At 32.7% G+C, this 19176-nt stretch carries 15 protein-coding genes; 7 read left to right on the top strand and 8 right to left on the bottom strand.

Annotated features, from left to right (window positions below; all coding sequences use genetic code 11):
• Positions 1 to 8: 8 nt before the first annotated feature.
• Positions 9 to 3182, top strand: coding sequence for an efflux RND transporter permease subunit (locus tag NAT47_RS04420; RefSeq protein WP_250580655.1), 3174 nt, complete (start codon positions 9 to 11; stop codon positions 3180 to 3182).
• A gap of 60 nt (positions 3183 to 3242) precedes the next feature.
• Here NAT47_RS04420 and NAT47_RS04415 read toward each other — a convergent pair whose 3' ends face one another.
• Positions 3243 to 3587 (bottom strand): toxin-antitoxin system YwqK family antitoxin, encoded by a 345-nt coding sequence (locus NAT47_RS04415; protein WP_250580650.1) that lies wholly within the window; start codon positions 3585 to 3587, stop codon positions 3243 to 3245.
• A gap of 163 nt (positions 3588 to 3750) precedes the next feature.
• On the bottom strand, positions 3751 to 4758 hold the full coding sequence (locus NAT47_RS04410) for a TlpA family protein disulfide reductase (RefSeq protein ID WP_250580648.1): 1008 nt from the start codon (positions 4756 to 4758) through the stop codon (positions 3751 to 3753).
• 91 nt (positions 4759 to 4849) lie between these two features.
• Between NAT47_RS04410 and aspS the strand changes: the two genes are divergently transcribed.
• A complete protein-coding gene (gene aspS / locus NAT47_RS04405) occupies positions 4850 to 6595 on the top strand; it encodes an aspartate--tRNA ligase (protein WP_250580647.1) in 1746 nt (581 codons plus the stop codon).
• Positions 6596 to 6805: 210 nt separating this feature from the next.
• A complete protein-coding gene (locus tag NAT47_RS04400; RefSeq protein WP_250580646.1) occupies positions 6806 to 7003 on the top strand; it encodes a cold-shock protein in 198 nt (65 codons plus the stop codon).
• A 75-nt stretch (positions 7004 to 7078) separates the two neighbouring features.
• On the opposite strand, the gene NAT47_RS04395 is transcribed toward NAT47_RS04400, so the two are convergent.
• Positions 7079 to 8881, bottom strand: coding sequence for a TonB-dependent receptor plug domain-containing protein (locus NAT47_RS04395; RefSeq protein ID WP_250580645.1), 1803 nt, complete (start codon positions 8879 to 8881; stop codon positions 7079 to 7081).
• A 73-nt stretch (positions 8882 to 8954) separates the two neighbouring features.
• On the opposite strand from NAT47_RS04395, the gene NAT47_RS04390 reads away from it, so the two are divergent.
• Positions 8955 to 10448 (top strand): aminotransferase-like domain-containing protein, encoded by a 1494-nt coding sequence (locus NAT47_RS04390; RefSeq protein ID WP_250580644.1) that lies wholly within the window; start codon positions 8955 to 8957, stop codon positions 10446 to 10448.
• A gap of 48 nt (positions 10449 to 10496) precedes the next feature.
• Here the strand turns inward: NAT47_RS04390 and NAT47_RS04385 are convergent, their stop codons facing one another.
• From NAT47_RS04385 to NAT47_RS04365, 5 genes are all read right to left on the bottom strand, one after another.
• Complete coding sequence (locus tag NAT47_RS04385; RefSeq protein ID WP_250580641.1) at positions 10497 to 10778, bottom strand: F0F1 ATP synthase subunit epsilon; 282 nt, start codon at positions 10776 to 10778, stop codon at positions 10497 to 10499.
• Positions 10779 to 10850: 72 nt separating this feature from the next.
• Complete coding sequence (gene atpD, locus NAT47_RS04380) at positions 10851 to 12362, bottom strand: F0F1 ATP synthase subunit beta (RefSeq protein WP_250580640.1); 1512 nt, start codon at positions 12360 to 12362, stop codon at positions 10851 to 10853.
• A gap of 151 nt (positions 12363 to 12513) precedes the next feature.
• Positions 12514 to 14361, bottom strand: coding sequence for a glutamine--fructose-6-phosphate transaminase (isomerizing) (gene glmS / locus NAT47_RS04375; protein WP_250580639.1), 1848 nt, complete (start codon positions 14359 to 14361; stop codon positions 12514 to 12516).
• A 4-nt stretch (positions 14362 to 14365) separates the two neighbouring features.
• Positions 14366 to 16066 (bottom strand): DUF4270 domain-containing protein, encoded by a 1701-nt coding sequence (locus NAT47_RS04370; protein ID WP_250580638.1) that lies wholly within the window; start codon positions 16064 to 16066, stop codon positions 14366 to 14368.
• A 16-nt stretch (positions 16067 to 16082) separates the two neighbouring features.
• Positions 16083 to 16889, bottom strand: coding sequence for a glycogen/starch synthase (locus NAT47_RS04365; RefSeq protein ID WP_250580637.1), 807 nt, complete (start codon positions 16887 to 16889; stop codon positions 16083 to 16085).
• A gap of 107 nt (positions 16890 to 16996) precedes the next feature.
• On the opposite strand from NAT47_RS04365, the gene panC reads away from it, so the two are divergent.
• From panC to NAT47_RS04350, 3 genes are read left to right on the top strand one after another with little or no spacing between them, the layout of a single operon-like run.
• Complete coding sequence (gene panC / locus NAT47_RS04360; RefSeq protein WP_250580636.1) at positions 16997 to 17845, top strand: pantoate--beta-alanine ligase; 849 nt, start codon at positions 16997 to 16999, stop codon at positions 17843 to 17845.
• A gap of 13 nt (positions 17846 to 17858) precedes the next feature.
• Positions 17859 to 18209: an aspartate 1-decarboxylase gene (gene panD / locus NAT47_RS04355; RefSeq protein WP_026725939.1), complete on the top strand. Its 351-nt coding sequence runs from the start codon at positions 17859 to 17861 to the stop codon at positions 18207 to 18209.
• A 1-nt stretch (position 18210) separates the two neighbouring features.
• Positions 18211 to 19173, top strand: a complete 963-nt coding sequence (locus tag NAT47_RS04350; RefSeq protein WP_250580634.1) for a lysylphosphatidylglycerol synthase transmembrane domain-containing protein — start codon at positions 18211 to 18213, stop codon at positions 19171 to 19173.
• Positions 19174 to 19176 lie beyond the last annotated feature (3 nt).

The raw sequence follows: 19176 nt of genomic DNA, 5'->3' as shown, positions 1-19176 counted from the left end.
CCGATTATATGAAAATTGTAGATATATCAATTAAAAGACCTTCTATGGTTATCGTACTTTTTACGATACTATTATTAGGTGGACTATATAGTTATAAACAGTTGAGTTATGAGTTAATTCCAAAATTTGAGATTAACGTAGTTACCGTTTCAACTGTTTATCCTGGAGCTTCTCCAAGTGAAGTAGAAAATACCGTTACCAAGAAAATTGAGGATGCGGTTTCTACTATGGAAAACATCAAAAAATTAGAATCAAAGTCTTATGAAAGTTTATCAGTAGTAATGATTACATTAACTGCTGATGCTGATGCTGATTATTCTTTGAACGATGCCCAACGCAAAATCAATGCGGTATTAAAAGACTTACCAGATGATGTTGACCCACCATCATTAAGCAAATTCTCGTTGAGTGATTTACCTATTATGACCATCGGTGCAACTGCTAGTATGGATGAAGTTGCTTTCTACGACTTATTAGACAAGAAAATCCAACCGATTGTTTCTCGTGTTCCCGGTGTGGCGCAAGTTAACTTAGTAGGTGGTGAAGAAAGAGAAATTAAAGTAAGCTTAGATGCTACTAAATTACAAGGTTTTGGATTATCTGTTCCTCAAGTACAACAAGCGGTTTTATCTTCTAATTTAGATTTCCCAACGGGTAATATCAAGACTAGAGAAAATAGTACAACCATTCGTTTATCTGGAAAATATAAATCTGTTGAAGAGTTACGTAATTTAGTTGTTGCTTCAAACAATGGTGTTCAAGTGCGTTTAGGTGATGTGGCTGATGTACAAGATGCGCAAAAAGATGTGACCAAAATTTCAAGAATTAATGAAAAAGGTTCCATCATTTTACAAGTTATCAAACAATCTGATGCTAACGCGGTAGAAGTAAGTAAAAAAGTAAAAGAAGCGGTTGTTAAAATTGAACAAGATTACGCAAAATCGAATTTGAAATTAAAAATCGCAAACGATAGTAGTGAATTTACTTTAACTGCTGCCGATAACGTAATGCACGATTTATTTCTAGCCGTGTTTTTAGTGGCCTTCGTAATGTTATTCTTCTTACACAGTTTACGAAATGCGGCTATCGTAATGGTATCGATTCCTGCTTCGTTGATTGCTACTTTTATAGGAATTTCATTAATGGGATACACATTAAACTTGATGAGTTTACTTGGACTTTCATTAGTAGTAGGAATCTTAGTGGATGACGCGATTGTAGTATTAGAAAACATTCACCGTCACATGGAAATGGGGAAAAACAAAGTTCGTGCGGCTTATGATGGTGCAGCTGAAATTGGATTTACCGTTACTGCGATTACATTGGTTATCGTGGTAGTATTTTTACCAATCGCGATGAGTACTGGATTAGTTTCCAACATCATTACACAATTCTGTGTTACGGTAATTATCGCTACAATGTTGTCATTACTAGCTTCATTTACAATTGTACCTTGGTTATTCTCACGTTACGGAAAATTAGAGCATTTAAATAAAGAATCATTTTTTGGAAAAATTATTTTAGGTTTTGAAAACTACCTAGATAAATTCACTCACAAAGTAACAGACATTTTAACTTGGTCTTTAAATTACAAAAAAACAACGTTAGCAATCGTTACTGTTATTTTCTTTGGTTCAATTTTCGGACTATTAGGAGGTGGATTTATTGGTGGAGAGTTCTTCTCTAAAACCGATAAAGGCGAATTCTTAGTTCAAATTGAAATGCCAAAAGACGTTTCAATTGAGCAAACGAATTTTATGACTCAAAAAGCGGAAGCTTATCTAAAAAAAGATAAAAATATCGTAGATATGATTACCACAGTAGGTCAAACTAGTGATGGTATGGGAGCTACACAATCCACTGCTTACAAAGCTGAAATTTTGATTTCTTTAGTTGAAAAATCAAAACGTGATGACAACTCATTTATATATGCAGCTAAAATTAAACGTCAATTAGAAAAAGAATTGGTGGGAGCTAAAGTAAAAACCGTTCCTATGGGATTATTAGGTGCCGATAAAGCTCCAATTGCTTTAACTGTTACAGGTCCAAATTTCGACGATGTAATGTTATTTGCTCAAAAAGCAGCTGCTGAATTGAAAAAAGTGCCAGGAGCATCAGAAGTAAAACTAACTTCAGAAGCTGGTAATCCTGAAATTAAAGTTCAGGTGGATCGTGATAAAATGGCAGCGTTAGGATTAAACCTTCAAACAGTTGGTTTAACAATGCAAACCGCTTTCAACGGAAATACTGATGGAAAATTTAGAGCAGGAGAATATGAATATGATATTAACATCAGATTCAATGAATATGATCGTTCTAACATTAATGATGTAAACAATCTGATTTTCGTAAACAACATGGGACAACAAATCAAATTATCTCAATTTGCAGAGGTAATTGAAAGTTCAGGTCCAAGCATGTTAGAAAGAAGAGACAAAAGTACCTCTGTTACGATTGAAGCACAATCTGTAGGTAAACCATCTGGTACTATTGCAACCGAATGGGAAACAGTATTCTCAAAAATGGAACGTCCAACAGGAGTTAACTATGTTTGGGGTGGAGATATGGAAAACCAAACTGAAGGCTTTGGTACTTTAGGAATTGCGTTACTTGCTGCTATTATTTTAGTTTACTTGGTAATGGTCGCTTTATATGATGACTTTGTAACGCCTTTTGTAGTATTGTTCTCAATTCCGTTATCGTTTATTGGAGCGTTATTTGCTTTGGCATTAACAAACAATTCACTTAATATTTTCACCATTTTGGGTATCATTATGTTGATTGGATTGGTAACGAAAAATGCAATTTTATTGGTTGACTTTGCTAACCACAGAAAAGAAGCTGGAGAAACAACTTTCAAAGCTTTAGTTCAAGCAAACCACGCGCGTTTACGTCCAATCTTAATGACAACTATTGCCATGGTAATTGGGATGGTGCCTATTGCGCTTGCTAAAGGAGCTGCTGCCGAAATGAATAATGGTTTAGCGTGGGTAATTATTGGTGGTTTGATTTCCTCTTTATTCTTAACATTAATTGTTGTTCCTGTAGTTTACGCTATTGTTGACAGCATTAGAGTTAAACTTGGAAGAGATGTTAAAGTAGATTATGACTCATTAATGAAAGCTGATTATGTTCACAAAGAATTAAGTGAGGATGGTTTTACCCCGAAACACGAAATTTAAAATAAAGCATATAACTAAAAAGTCCCGATTAATCGGGACTTTTTTATACTTAAAATTGAATTAGTTTTTAACTAATACGTCTTTTGACCACTTTTTTACTTCTGCAATTCTGCTGTCTGAAAAATCAACTTCGCTTAAAGAATCTTCACTCCAAAAAAACCATTTTCCAGATTTAGCTCCTTTGTTATATTCCCCGATAGATTGTTTTGTACCATCTTCATTAAATGCAACCCATTTTCCATGTAATTTTCCGTCTAAGTAATATCCTTCTTGTTTTACTTGTCCGTTATCATAATAATATGTTGCTTTTACCATTTGGTCAACCACTTCAAATTTTGGTTTTACTTCTTGTGCAAATGACAAACTCGAAACCAATAAAACTACCGCAATTACTACTTTTTTCATACTCTTTTCTTTTTTAGGTTAACATTACAGTAACAAATATAAAATATATTTTACAATAAAAAAACTTTTACTTAACAATTTGGTAACATTAGGTAAAAACTTAACATTAAAAAAGCCAATACGTAATGTATTGGCTTTAAATAGTATAACTACTTAGATAAAATTATTTCACTAAACTATCCAATAATTCCGTTAAAGATGCTGATGAAGGACGCGCTGCATCTGCTTTGATTACTTTTCCATCAGGTCCAATTAAAATGAATCTTGGTATTGCATTAATTCCATATGCTTTTATAAAATCTGAAGTCCAGTTTTTGTCTGCAAATAATTGGATTCCACCTAATTCTTTAGCAACTACCATTTTTTTCCATTTCTCATAATCTTTTTCGGTATCAACAGAAATACTAACAAACTCGATGTTTTTTCCGTGATATTTTTCTTCTACTTTCTTTAAATGAGGAATTTCAGCAATACATGGTCCACACCAAGTTGCCCAAACATCGATATACACATATTTTCCTCTTAAATCTTCCAATTTAGTTTTTCCACCTTTGTGGTTTTCATAATCAAATGATGGAGAGGCAATTCCTTCCATTTTCTTAGCAGCAACTTTTTGGTTGTAATAATCCAATAAGAATTTTTCTTCTTGATCAAAAGAAGGGCGTAACATTTTTACTAAAGTCTCATCAAAACCTTTACCATCAATCATACTAATATCATTCGCTTTCTTTTTTGCTAATGCTTCTTTAAAAGTAGCTTCGTCAGCATCAAACAATGCTTCTAAATCCATTTCAAACTTCTCATCAGATAATGCTTTTTTAGCTAAATAATTGTTTTCATTAGCACCTTTTCCTTTGTAAACAATAGTTTCATCAAAGTCTTTAGTATCTAGAGTTAAGGTTAAATCATAACCGTTTTTAAGAAACATTGTTGTTCCTTCGTTTCCATCATTCAATCGATATAATCCACCATCTTTTGAAGCTTCGAAAGTAGTTTGAAATTCTCCTTTCTTATTAATTCCAACTTTTTGCTTGAAAGTTCTACCTGAAGAAATCGTAATCGTATCCGAAAATCTATTGGCGATTTTAACGTTTAAAGAAACGGTATTGGTTGTATTTTGAGCAAATCCAGAAAAAATTGCTACAAAAAACAAAAAGAATGCTTTTTTCATGTTTTAAAAGTGTTATTTATTGACTCAAATCTATTAAAATTAAACGAATAAAATTAATATTTGTTACTACATTTGCAAAAAATTTCAAGAAATGTACAGAAGTCATAACTGTGGTGAATTAAATGCTTCACACATCAATACAGAAGTTACCCTTGCAGGTTGGGTTCAAAAATCGAGAGATAAAGGATTTATGATTTGGGTTGATTTACGTGACCGTTATGGTATCACGCAATTAATCTTTGACGAACAAAGAACCGACAAAGCTGTGATTGAAAAAGCAAAATCTTTAGGAAGAGAATTTGTGATTCAAATCAAAGGAACTGTTATTGAGCGTGTTTCAAAAAACCCAAATATGGCAACGGGTGACATTGAAATTTTAGTTGCTGAATTAACGATTTTAAACGAAGCACAATTGCCTCCATTTACTATCGAAGACGAAACCGATGGTGGTGAAGACATTCGTATGAAATACCGTTATTTAGATATTCGTAGAAATCCGGTTAAAAACAACTTACTGTTCCGTCATAAAGTATCGATGGAAGTTAGAAAATATCTTTCTGACCAAGGTTTTTGTGATGTGGAAACGCCTTATTTGATTAAATCTACTCCTGAAGGTGCACGTGATTTCGTAGTACCAAGTAGAATGAATGAAGGTCAGTTTTACGCACTTCCTCAATCACCACAAACGTTCAAACAGTTATTGATGGTTGGTGGTATGGACAAATATTTCCAAATTGTGAAATGTTTCCGTGATGAAGATTTACGCGCTGACCGTCAACCAGAATTTACACAAATAGACTGTGAAATGGCATTCGTGGAACAAGAAGACATTTTAAATATGTTTGAGGGTTTAACACGTCATTTACTTAAAGAAATCAAAGGAATTGAAGTAGATAAATTCCCAAGAATTACTTACGATTATGCGATGAAAACTTACGGTAATGACAAACCAGATATTCGTTTTGAAATGAAATTTGGTGAATTAAATGCTGTTGCCCAACATAAAGATTTCCCAGTATTCAATTCAGCTGAATTAGTAGTCGGAATCGCTGCACCAGGTTGTGCAAATTATACAAGAAAAGAAATCGATGCTTTAATTGATTGGGTAAAACGCCCACAAATTGGAGCTTCGGGAATGGTATATGTAAAATGTGAAGAAGATGGAACTTTCAAATCATCAGTAGATAAATTCTACGATCAAGAAGATTTGAAAAAATGGGCCGAAATTACCAATGCAAAACCAGGTGATTTAATTTTAATCTTATCGGGTAATGCAAACAAAGTAAGAACACAATTGTCAGCATTAAGAATGGAAGTTGCTACTCGTTTAGGTTTGAGAAAACCAGACGAATTTGCTCCATTATGGGTGGTTGATTTCCCATTATTAGAATGGGATGAAGAAAGCGGAAGATATCATGCAATGCACCATCCATTTACATCGCCAAAACCAGAAGACATGGCATTAATTGAAACCGAACCAGGAAAAGTTCGCGCTAATGCTTATGATATGGTATTAAACGGAAACGAAATTGGCGGAGGTTCTATTCGTATTCACGACAGAGAATTACAATCAAGAATGTTTGATTTATTAGGATTTAGTAAAGAAGAAGCGCAAGCACAATTTGGATTCTTAATGAGTGCTTTTGAATTTGGAGCGCCACCACATGGAGGTTTAGCTTTCGGATTGGATAGATTAGTTTCTATTTTAGGTGGACAAGAAACGATTCGTGATTTTATTGCTTTCCCTAAAAACAACTCGGGAAGAGATGTTATGATCGACGCTCCTTCAACTATAGATGAAACACAATTACAAGAATTACATATCAAACTAAGATAAGAAGCTACATTTTAATCGATAATTTTGTTTTAACATCTTTGATGATTCATTTTAGATTTTAGTAATAAAAACATAAAAAAGAATTTTAAGTTTCTATTTAAACAAAAAGAAAGTACTGATAATCAATAATTTTGAAAAAAAATTAACTTTTTCTTGTTTGTGTAATAAATAAGTATACCTTTGATAATTATTAATTTTTTACAATACAAAATGAGAACAGGTAAAGTTAAGTTCTTCAATGAATCAAAAGGTTACGGTTTTATTACTGATGATGAAACTGGAAAAGACATTTTCGTACACGCAACTGGAATGAAAGTTGAAACTCTAAATGAAGGAGAAAGCGTAAGTTACGAAGAAGAAGAAGGAAGAAAAGGTAAAGTAGCTGCTCAGGTAGTAGTTATCGAATAATATATAGTATTTTTTGATTACCTAGAAAGAGTAAAAGTCCCGAATTACTTCGGGACTTTTTTTATGTTATCTATCTTAAATAAACAAATACTTCATACCAAATAACACATTCCCCTTTGGCATTGGAACAAATGTGTTTTCAAAATACTCTGTATTGAAAAGATTCTGAATTAACATAGTTAACTGAATATTTTTAGTTGCAAATGTTGTATTCAGATCGAAAACACTGTAAGAAACTCTTGATGCTCGCTCTACATAACGGTACGAAATATTCTGACTAAATTTCTTAAACAATTGAATATCGTAATTAATAACTACTTGATGTTTCATAGAATTAATTCCGTTTTTGGACGTTAAATCCGTATCGATATTATCATCAATATAAGTGTAACCTAAATTTAGTTGATTTTTAGTTGTGCCCAACTTATAATTATACCTTAATGAAGATTCAAAACCTTTTGTTTGAACATTAATATTTTCGGGTTTCCAAAAATCAGTAGGAGTAGCTCTGCGATAATCGATGAAATTTTCTGTGTTTCTATTAAAAAGAGCTAAATTAAAACTAGTCGAATTTGCTTGATATTTGAATCCTAATTCTTGAGCAAAAGCTCGTTCTGCTTGTAAGTAAGGATTTCCTATGGTTGATGGATCCGAATAATTCAAATCGGTATAAGTTGGTACACGGTAAGTATATCCTACATTACTATAAAGACGAATTTTATCAGATAATTTTACACCTAAATCAATACCTGGGAAAGCTTTGTTATCGAAGTCTGAGAAATACGAAACTGCAACACCTGGAGTAATATCTAGAACTTTATTTAACAATTCAAAGCGATGTTCTAAGAACAAAGTAGCAATTTCTCGTTCAGCATCACCTAAGTTATTACTTTGAATCAAATATTTAGAAAATTCAAGACCAAAACCAGTGATACCTAACTTCGATTCGTAAGAACCATTAAATTCTCCAGCAATTTTATTTGTAATGTGTAGATTTCTGTATAAAGATGGATTTGTTCTAATAAAAACGTATTCATCTTGATTTCTTCTCCAATACAATCTTGATTTAAAAGTAAAACTTCCTTTTTTAAATTCGGTAGATATTCCTATTAAACTCGCTTGCGTAACTTCAAATGGTAAAGCAGTCGTACTTGTAACTCCATAAAAATTTTGTGCTCCAAACTTTCTTTCAGAAAAAGCAGCTATTAAATTAACGGGTAATTTCAAATTATTGAATTTACTTCTCAGCACATAATTGGTATTATCCAAATCTGTATTTTTTCTATAACCTTCTGAAAATTGCTTTGAAAAATGAACCACATGATTACTATCTTCTAGGTTAACTGCAGCTGTAACTTCTGCTATTAATTGCCCAAATGAACCCCCTTGAATCTTAGCCACAATAGAATTCTCTATATTATCATTTGTTACAATATTTATAGCTCCCGTAAAAGCATTTTGCCCAAAAACTCGAGCAGTTGGGCCTTTAATGACTTCAATTCTCTTAATAACTTCAATTGGTAATGCTAAGTTCATGGTATGGTGACCTGTTTGTGGATCATCAACTTTAATTCCATCAATTAAAAGTAATGTTTGATCAAAACTACCTCCTCTAATGTATAAATCGGCTTGCATCCCATTTATTCCTTGTCTTCTTACATCTACGCCCGCTAATTGTTGTAATGCATCAGCTATATTAGTAATACCTAGTTTCATAATGTCTTCAGAAGTTATTATCTGAATACTTCTTGAATTTTCTTTGAAAGGTAAATCTATGCGAGAAGAGCTAATTACAACATCTTGAAGTGTATCTTTTTTTTGAGCAAATGTGGATAATGAGCTGACTAAAATTAACACTAATAAAAACAATTTTTTCATATAAAAATATTTTATGTTTGAAACATTGCAAAATTCGTAACTTTCCGGACCATATAAATAGTCCGCTTTTAAAATGAAAGATAGTCCGGTTAATTCCTTGTTAAAAGAACTTATTTACTTTGATAAAAAAAGTACTACTTCTGTGTATATTCAAATTTCGCAACAAATTATAAATGCTATTCAACGAAGGTATCTAAAAGAAGGAACTGCTTTGCCTGGAACACGAATTTTGAGCCAATTACTCAATATTCACAGAAATACAGCCGCTGCAGTTTACGATGAATTAGCAGCACAAGGTTGGGTTGAGGTCATTCCTAATAAAGGCACTTTTATCTTGTTTCCTAAATCAAAAACGGCTAAAATAAAAGCCTTATCAAATCAAATCAAAGATGCTTATAGTTACCCAAAAGCTACAGGATTCCCTTTTAACAATTCATTTCATCTCTCTCCTACAGAAGAAACTTCAAAAGCTAAATATATTTTAAACGATGGTCATCCCGATTTAAGATTACATAACGTTCACGAGTTTTCAAAATGGTATAGTGCTTCAATGAAAAGAAAATCGCTAATTTCGAAATGGAAGTCTAATACAAAAAAGGAATTTTCTAATTTCGAAAAACAATTGTGTAATTTTCTTAATTCCACTAGAGGGTTTCATATCAAACCAAATAACCTGTTAAGTACTCGAAGTACTGAAATGAGTTTGTATGTGATTTCCCGTCTGTTAATTAAAAGAAAAGATGTGGTTTTGGTTGGAAATCTTAGTAATTACAATGCTAATATGATTTTTCAGGAAGTCGGTGCCGATATCAAAACGATTCCCTTTGATGAGAATGGTTTAGATATCAATTACATTGAAAAACATTTTACAAAAGGCAAAATTCGATGTGTTTATGTTTGTTCTAATCGAGATTATCCTACAACAAATACTTTGTCTGCCGAACGAAGATTACACCTTTTACAGCTTGCCAAGAAATACCAATTTGCCATAATTGAAGACGATTTTGATTATGATTTTCAACTCGACGGTTCCGCTATGTTGCCCATGGCAAGTTCAGATGGAAATGGAATGGTGATCTATCTTGGAAAGCTTGGACAATCCTTATTTCCGAGTTTTCAAACTGGATTTGTTGTGGCTCCTGAAAATGTGATTTCGGAAGCTAAAAACTATCTCCAAATTCTAGACAAGCAAGGTGATTTAATTCAAGAACAATTGCTTTCGGAATTAATTTATGAAGGCGAAATTTATCGTTTACTCAAAAAGAATATAGTTATTTACAAAAGAAGACGTGATTACACTTTTGATTGTTTCAAACGTTACTTTAATGAAAGTATTCAAATCAAAAAGCCCTCTGGAGGATTAGCCATTTGGATTGAATTTCAACCTTCCATATCATTGGTTCAACTTGCCGAACATGTATCGATGTTAGATGTTTTTCTACCTAAAACCTTACTTTATCAAGATAAAAACACGTGTGCCATTCGTTTTGGATTTGGACATTTAAATGAAGAAGAAATTGAAATTATAGTTAGCAGATTAAAGCAGGCTTATAATACTATAAAATAAAAAAGTCCTACAAATTGTAGGACTTTTTTTACTATACATTTTATTGTGTTAGTCAGCTAAAACAATAATTTTGTTTTCATTCATTTCGATGGTACCTGAATTAATAGGCAACCAATACGTTTGCTCATTAACTTTATTGAATTTAGAAACAAATTCTTTTTCAATTTTTATATTTTGAGCGTTGATTTTCACATTTCCTTTTGCTAACAAAGAAACAATTGGAGCGTGATTATTTAGCATTTGAAACTCACCGTTAACTCCGGGAACTGAAACCGAAGTAACTTCTCCTTTGAACAATGTAGCTTCTGGTGATACTATTTCTAAAATCATTTTTTTAAGTTTTCAGTCTCAGTTTTCAGTCTCAGTTACTGTTAACTGCTACTCATAACTGACTACTTGTTATTATGCTTCTGCTAACATTTTCTCTCCAGCTTCAATAGCTTCTTCGATAGTACCTTTTAGGTTAAATGCTGCCTCAGGTAAGTGATCTAACTCACCATCGATAATCATATTAAAACCTTTGATAGTATCTTTGATATCTACTAAAACTCCAGGAATTCCAGTAAATTGCTCTGCTACGTGGAATGGCTGAGATAAGAAACGTTGTACACGACGCGCTCTAGCTACTGCTAGTTTGTCTTCCTCAGATAATTCTTCCATACCTAAGATAGCGATAATATCTTGTAATTGTTTGTACTTTTGAAGAATCTCTTTTACTCTTTGAGCACACTCGTAATGTTCTTTACCTAAGATTTCTGGTGTTAAAATACGAGAAGTAGAATCTAATGGGTCTACAGCTGGATAAATACCTAACTCAGCAATTTTACGAGATAATACGGTTGTAGCATCTAAATGAGCAAACGTAGTTGCAGGAGCCGGATCTGTTAAGTCATCCGCAGGTACATAAACCGCTTGTACAGATGTAATAGATCCTTTTTTGGTTGAAGTAATACGCTCTTGCATTGCACCCATCTCAGTTGCTAATGTAGGTTGGTACCCCACCGCAGATGGCATACGACCTAAAAGTGCAGAAACCTCAGAACCTGCTTGTGTAAAACGGAAAATATTATCAACGAAGAAAAGTACGTCTTTTCCTTGTCCATCTCCTGCTCCATCACGGAAATATTCTGCAATGGTTAAACCTGATAATGCAACACGAGCACGTGCTCCTGGCGGCTCGTTCATCTGACCGAATACAAAAGTAGCTTTAGAATCTTTCATTAATTCTTTATCTACTTTAGCTAAATCCCATCCTCCATTTTCCATAGAGTGCATGAATTCATCACCATATTTAATAATACCTGACTCTAACATCTCTCTTAAAAGGTCATTTCCTTCACGAGTTCTTTCACCTACACCAGCGAATACTGACAAACCTCCGTGACCTTTAGCGATATTATTAATTAATTCTTGAATCAATACTGTTTTACCTACTCCAGCACCACCAAACAATCCAATTTTACCTCCTTTTGCATAAGGCTCAATCAAGTCGATTACTTTGATACCTGTAAATAAAACTTCAGTAGAAGTTGATAAATCCTCAAATTTTGGAGCTGGTCTGTGAATTGGCAAACCACTTTCACCTGCTTTTGGTAAATCTCCTAAACCATCGATTGCATCACCGATTACATTAAACAAACGACCGAATACTTCTCCTCCGACTGGCATTTGAATTGGAGCTCCAGTAGCAACTACTTCAGCACCTCTAGACAAACCATCTGTAGAATCCATAGAAATGGTACGTACAGTGTTTTCACCAATGTGAGATTGAACTTCTAATACTAATAAAGTACCGTCTTTTTTAGTGATTTCTAATGAATCGTAAATTTTTGGCAACTCAGCATTTGCATCATTAAACACGACGTCAACAACTGGTCCGATAATTTGTGCAACTTTTCCTGTGATTCTAGACATTGCTTATGTATTTATTTAATAGCTAATTAATGTTGAAAAAAAGATATATTTTTCCGAGTGCAAAGATAGTTTTTTCTAAAACAATTTTGCAATTAATTTTTTGAATTTTTATAATAAAAAAGCGAAATCTTTCGATTTCGCTTTTAAAAATTTATTCTACTGTAACCGATTTTGCTAAATTCCTTGGCTGATCAACATTGCAACCTCTTAGAACTGCAATATGATACGATAATAATTGCAATGGAATTGTTGTTAACAAAGGTGTAAACGGCTCGTTAGTTTCAGGGATTTCAATTACGTGGTCAGCCAAAGCTTTCACTTGAGTATCGCCTTTAGTTACTACTGCTATAATTTTTCCGCTTCTCGATTTTATTTCTTGAATATTACTTACTACTTTATCGTAATGTCCTTTGTTAGGAGCAATTACAATAACTGGCATTTGCTCATCAATTAAAGCAATAGGGCCGTGTTTCATCTCTGCCGCAGGATATCCTTCAGCATGAATATACGATATTTCCTTTAATTTTAAAGCTCCCTCTAAAGCCACAGGAAAATTATATCCTCTACCCAAGTACAAACAGTTAGTAGCATCTTTATAGATTTCAGCTATTTGTTTAGCAACATCGTTTGAAGCCAAAGCCTCTTTCACTTTTTCAGGAATCAATTCCAATTCTAATAAATAGCGTTGATAATCAGAATTATTCATAGTTCCTTTTGCTTTTGCTAAACGAAGAGCAATTAAAGTAAGAATTGTAATTTGCGTTGTAAATGCTTTTGTTGAAGCCACACCAATTTCAGGCCCAGCATGTGTGTAAGCTCCTGCGTGTGTTTCACGAGAAATTGAAGAACCTACTACATTACAAACTCCAAATACAAAAGCGCCGTTTTCTTTAGCTAATTTAATAGCTGCTAATGTATCAGCTGTTTCTCCTGATTGGGAAATAGCAATAACAACATCATCTTTATTAATAATTGGGTTTCTATAGCGGAATTCTGAAGCATATTCTACCTCAACAGGAATTCTAGAAAACTCTTCAATAATATATTCTGCAACTAATCCAGCATGCCATGACGTTCCACAAGCAACAATTAAAATTCTTTTAGCATTTAAGAATTTTTCCAAATTATCTTCAACACCTGACATTTGTATAATTCCTTTGTTAGCTAAAAGTCTTCCTCTGTAAGTATCTTTAATTACACTTGGTTGCTCATAGATTTCTTTCATCATAAAATGATCATATCCTCCTTTTTCAATCTGCTCCAAGTTTAACTGAAGCTCTTGAATGTAAGGGTCAACCAAAGAGTCATCTTTGATTTTTCTAACTTTTAAAGGCTTATGTAATCGTACAATCGCCATTTCTTCATCTTCTAAATAAATAGCATTTGAAGTATACTCAATAAAAGGGGTGGCATCGGAAGCTATAAAAAACTCATCATCACCAATACCTATAGCCAACGGACTACCCAAACGTGCAGCAATAATTTCATCTGGTTTTTCTAAATCAATTACCGCAATAGCATAAGCTCCTACTACTTGATTTAAAGCCACCTGAACAGCTTTTCCTAATTTGCAGTTTTCTTTTTTCTTAACTTCTTCAATAAGATTTACCAACACCTCAGTGTCGGTATCTGACTGAAAAGTATAACCCCTTTTAATTAGTTCTTTTTTTAATGGCTCATAATTTTCGATGATACCATTGTGAACGATAACTAATTTTCCTGAATTTGAAAAATGAGGATGTGAATTAACATCATTAGGAACTCCATGAGTTGCCCAACGAGTATGACCCATTCCTACTTTTCCAACTGTATTTTTATCATGTTCAGCTTTATTTTCTAAATCAGATACTTTTCCTTTTGTTTTAGATAGCTTTAAACCATTACCATCATACAAAACAACACCAGCACTATCATAACCTCTATACTCTAAACGATGTAAACCTTTAATAATTACTGGATAGGCATCTCTATGACCTATATAACCTACAATTCCACACATAAACTTAATTTGGCTTAGTATAATAAATTTTTAATTTCAATTTTTTATCATTTGGGACATTAGGATGATTGCTATATAAAATTGTTCCCAATGGATTTATAACTGAAGCCAGAGGCAACTGACCTTGTTGATTCGTTAGTCTATTTATATAAGTAGTACTTGACGAAATGTTGATAAATTCTGTTATAGAAATTCCTAATCTTACGTTATCAGCATAATTACCATCGCTATCAACTTTAAGAATTCTTTTAATATGTTCAGTTAATCTAACAGTATACTTTATCCCTTTTTTATCACCAGTGGTTTCGGTTTCCAAAATCCCTCCAAAAACAAGCTTATTGTTCTTAATTTTTGTTGCAGTTGAAGCATCAAAAGTATAATCTAATAAAACTATATTATTAGTTGCATCATAAATGTAAATTCTTTTCGGCTCAATTGCAGCAGGAACATTTGACATCCCATTAGGATCTGATTGATCAACATAAAAAGATAACTTTGCATCATTAATTAACCAATTTTGAGTAGCCACTTCATTTCGTAATGTTTCTAATTCTCCATTACCAAATAAATCGATATATGCTACAGAGCCATTACTTCCTCCTTTAATAAAAAGTCTTTCAGTTCCTGCTGCATCAATTCCTGCTTGATAAGCTGGGGAAATAGTATGCTCTAATAAGTTAATTGTATTATTTCTAAGCGAAGTTGAGGCGCTATATCCTAATTTTAAACTAAATTCTTTTCTAGATCTTGCTGGATTTGGATTCTCTGTAGTAGGTTCTGCAGATGATTTATATAAAATTTTAAGTTCAGCCTTAGAAAAATCCAACATAGCTAAGGCTCCTTGATTTGGAGCGATCTCTTCAACCTCAAACAAAAGGCCTCTAAAGTAATTTTTGAAAATATTATTATTAAATAAATTCCCTGAAGCTGTTGCATTTAAAATTTTTTGTTGAAAAAAACTTTCTTTTAAATCTAACCAAATTCCAGGGGCTTTTCTCTCTTTGATTACGCGCAATGCAATATCATTTTGATCTGCTAAAACCTGTCCATCTGCACCTACATACTGACCCGAACCATTTGTTTTGTAGATGTACAACTCTTTTTTATTGAAGAAAAACTGATTGTTTTGAGCTGGATTGTCACTATCATTTAACAACTCTGACCCTTTAAAAGGATCTATTAACGTACTTTTTTCATCGCTGTAATATTTTTGAGCGGTTTGCAGATTATCAGTAGGATCAAAATCCCTGATATAATATCCATTTTCTACAACTTTCAATCTAAATTTTCCTGTTTCTGGATCCCCATAAATAGAATCAAGCGAATAAATTCGTTCCCCATTTGTTTCAGTAGTAAATCTTGAATCAACAAAATATGGAACATACAAATAAACAGAATCAATTACTGGATTGTATCCAAATGAAGGATTCTCATTCCCTAACTCTACCTGAGATACAAAATGTGCTTTTGTAAGACCAAACTTTGGATTATGATAAATTCCTAAAGCATTAATTGGCAAATTATTAGACTGAACTGCCTCTGTTTTTTGAGTGAAAGCAACAAGATTTTGAACTTCTCTTACACTTAAATCTATATTATCATCTCCAATCACATCAGAATCAATAGAATTAAAATCTTTATCACAAGAAATTAATAAAACAAAAAGAAATGCTAATGAAGCTATTTTTAAAAAACTTTTTTTCATAATGGTAAAACCCTTTTTAAAGTAAGTGATTCTTAATAAAAGAAGTATAAGCCTCTTTAATAGTATCTTTAGGAGCGAAAGGTAAAAAAGGTTTGTTTGAACTTTCTATAAATTTTGTTAAAGTTGGTGATAACACCTCTGAACCCACTACCACTGCGTCAGAATGAGCTATAGAAACCTTCATTAAATTTTCATAAGTTGGAGATTCTAAGTCTGAAACAGCTTCTTTACTAATATTATCAAACATTACTTTATTGATGAATTCTTTATCCAACTCTCCTTCAAAACCTTGTTCATAAACCGAAGAAACTATTTTTGTTTCAGCAAAGATACCCTCATCTTTGTAGTAATGCTTTAAGTAAATAGGAAGCATTGCTGCCATCCAACCATGAACATGAATTACATCTGGAACCCAATTTAATTTTTTTACTGTTTCTACAACACCCTTTGCAAAGAAAATAGCACGTTCATCATTATCAGGATACATAACTCCATCTTCATCGGTAAACGTAGCTTTTCTCTTAAAATATTCATCGTTGTCAATAAAATAAACTTGGATTCTTTCTTTAGGAATAGAAGCAACTTTAATTATTAGAGGCATGTCCATGTCATTTACCACTAAATTCATTCCTGATAAACGAATAACTTCATGCAATTGGTGTCTCCTTTCGTTAATATTACCATACCTAGGCATGAATATTCGTATTTGACCTCCTAATTCATTAATCATTTTCGGCATTTCATACGACTGTAACGACACTTCGTTTTCAGCTAAATAAGGCACCACTTCAGATGATACATATAATATCCTCTTGTCTTCCATAATGTATTCAAGTTAATTATTGGTTTAAAAAACCATGCAAAATTACAAAATTTTATGGATTTATCTACTAAAATAGTAAGTTTGCACCTGATTTAATCAAGATATAAATGCTCGTTTTTAACAAAAAGTCTGATTTAAGCGCTTTTTTAAGCCCTTTAATCCACCAAAATAAATCTATTGGGTTTGTTCCTACAATGGGAGCTTTACACAATGGACACCTTTCGTTACTAAAAAAATCGCTTTCTGAAAACGATGTAACCGTAATGAGTATTTTTGTAAATCCTACCCAATTTAACAATGCGGAAGACCTCGACAAATATCCTCGAACACTAGAACGTGATGTTCAAATTATGCAAGAACTTAATGACAACATCATTGTTTACGCACCTGAAGTAGCCGATATTTACGAAGGAAATACCGTTTCGGAAAACTTTAATTATGACGGTCTAGAAAATCAAATGGAAGGCAAACACCGTCCAGGGCATTTTGATGGTGTAGGAACTATTGTAAAAAGATTGTTTGAAATCATAAAACCCAATAAAGCTTATTTTGGAGAAAAAGACTTCCAACAATTACAAATTGTTAAGAAATTAGTAAATAAGTACAACATCCCTGTAGAAGTAATTGGTTGCCCTATTCATCGCGAAACTAATGGTTTAGCTATGAGCTCAAGAAACGAAAGATTGTCTGTTACAGCTAAAGAAAAAGCAGCGCTTATTTTTCAAATCTTAAATACCGCTAAAGCGTTTTTTCAAAATAATTCAGTCGAAAACACCATACAATTTGTAGAAAACGAATTCAAAAAACATCCTGAATTTGAATTGGAATATTTTGAAATTGCAGATGAAATAACACTTTTGCCTATTTCTGAAAAAGAAGCCAACAAAAAATACCGAGGTTTTATAGCAATTTTTATAGAGAATATTCGATTAATTGATAATATTTCACTAAATTAATTACCTTTGCAACATGCAAATTCAAGTAGTAAAATCAAAAATTCATAGAGTTACCGTAACAGGTGCCGATTTGAATTACATTGGAAGTATCACTATCGATGAAGCTCTTATGGAGGCTTCTAACATTATTGAGGGTGAAAAAGTTCAAATCGTTAACATCAACAATGGTGAACGATTAGAAACTTATGCTATCAAAGGACCAAGAAATACAGGCGAAATAACCCTTAACGGACCAGCAGCAAGAAAGGTGCATCGCGGCGATATCATTATCATCATTTCGTACGGAATTATGGACTTTGAAGAAGCAAAAAAATTCAAACCAACTTTAGTGTTTCCAAACGAAAAAGACAACTCTTTAACGTAATTTGAAAACCCGTATCAAAAAATTTTTAAGCCTAACTATCCCTTTGTTAATTGGGTTAGGTATTATCTATTATCAATACACAACACTTTCATCTGACGAATTAGAAAAAATCAAAATCAGTTTTGTAAAAGCTGATTATTTCTATATTTATTTATCTCTTTTTATTGCACTTTTCGGATTTTGGTCGCGTGCTTACCGCTGGAAATTTGCTTTACAACATCTTGGTTACAATACTAAATTTCACAACGACCTACTGACCGTTTGTGTTTCTTATTTAATCAACTTAACTATTCCTCGCTCTGGCGAAATTTCAAGAGCTGCTTTATTAAAAAAATACGAAGGAGTACCTTTTGACAAAGCGTTTGGAACCATCGTTGCCGAACGAATTGTGGATATGTTGATCTTTTTACTTTTTGTAGCCATTGGTTTTTTATTGCAATTCGATACTATTTATCAATATCTACTTAAAAATGGCGTTCAATTTGAAACATTAATCGGACTTCTAGTTGCAGGTTTTATACTCTTTATTCTTTTTATTCTCATTTGGATTTATGCCGAATGGAGTATCATTTTAAAACTTAAACAAAAACTTTCGGGATTGATAGAAGGCATGGAAAGTATCCTGAAAATGAAAGACAAATGGAAATATATTTTTCACTCCTTTTTTATTTGGTTTTCTTATTTGGCGATGTTTTACATCACTATTTTTGCACTGCCCGAAACAGCTGAAATTAGTTTTGATATTGTAGTAATGGGATTCATTTTTGGAACTATAGCGATAGGGTTTACTAATGGCGGCTTAGGTGCATATCCTCTTGCCGTGGCCTCAATATTAAGTTTATACGGTATATCAGAAGGTGTTGGAACCGCCTTTGGATATCTGATTTGGGTTTCTCAAACCCTGCTTACCATTTTCTTAGGCTTATTATCTTATTTACTTTTACCACTTTTAAATAAAAAATAAATT

This window comes from Flavobacterium fragile, from assembly GCF_023634865.1.
In the GTDB taxonomy this organism is placed as follows: Bacteria; Bacteroidota; Bacteroidia; order Flavobacteriales; family Flavobacteriaceae; genus Flavobacterium; species Flavobacterium fragile.
This window is presented reverse-complemented; position numbering and strand designations above follow the sequence as displayed.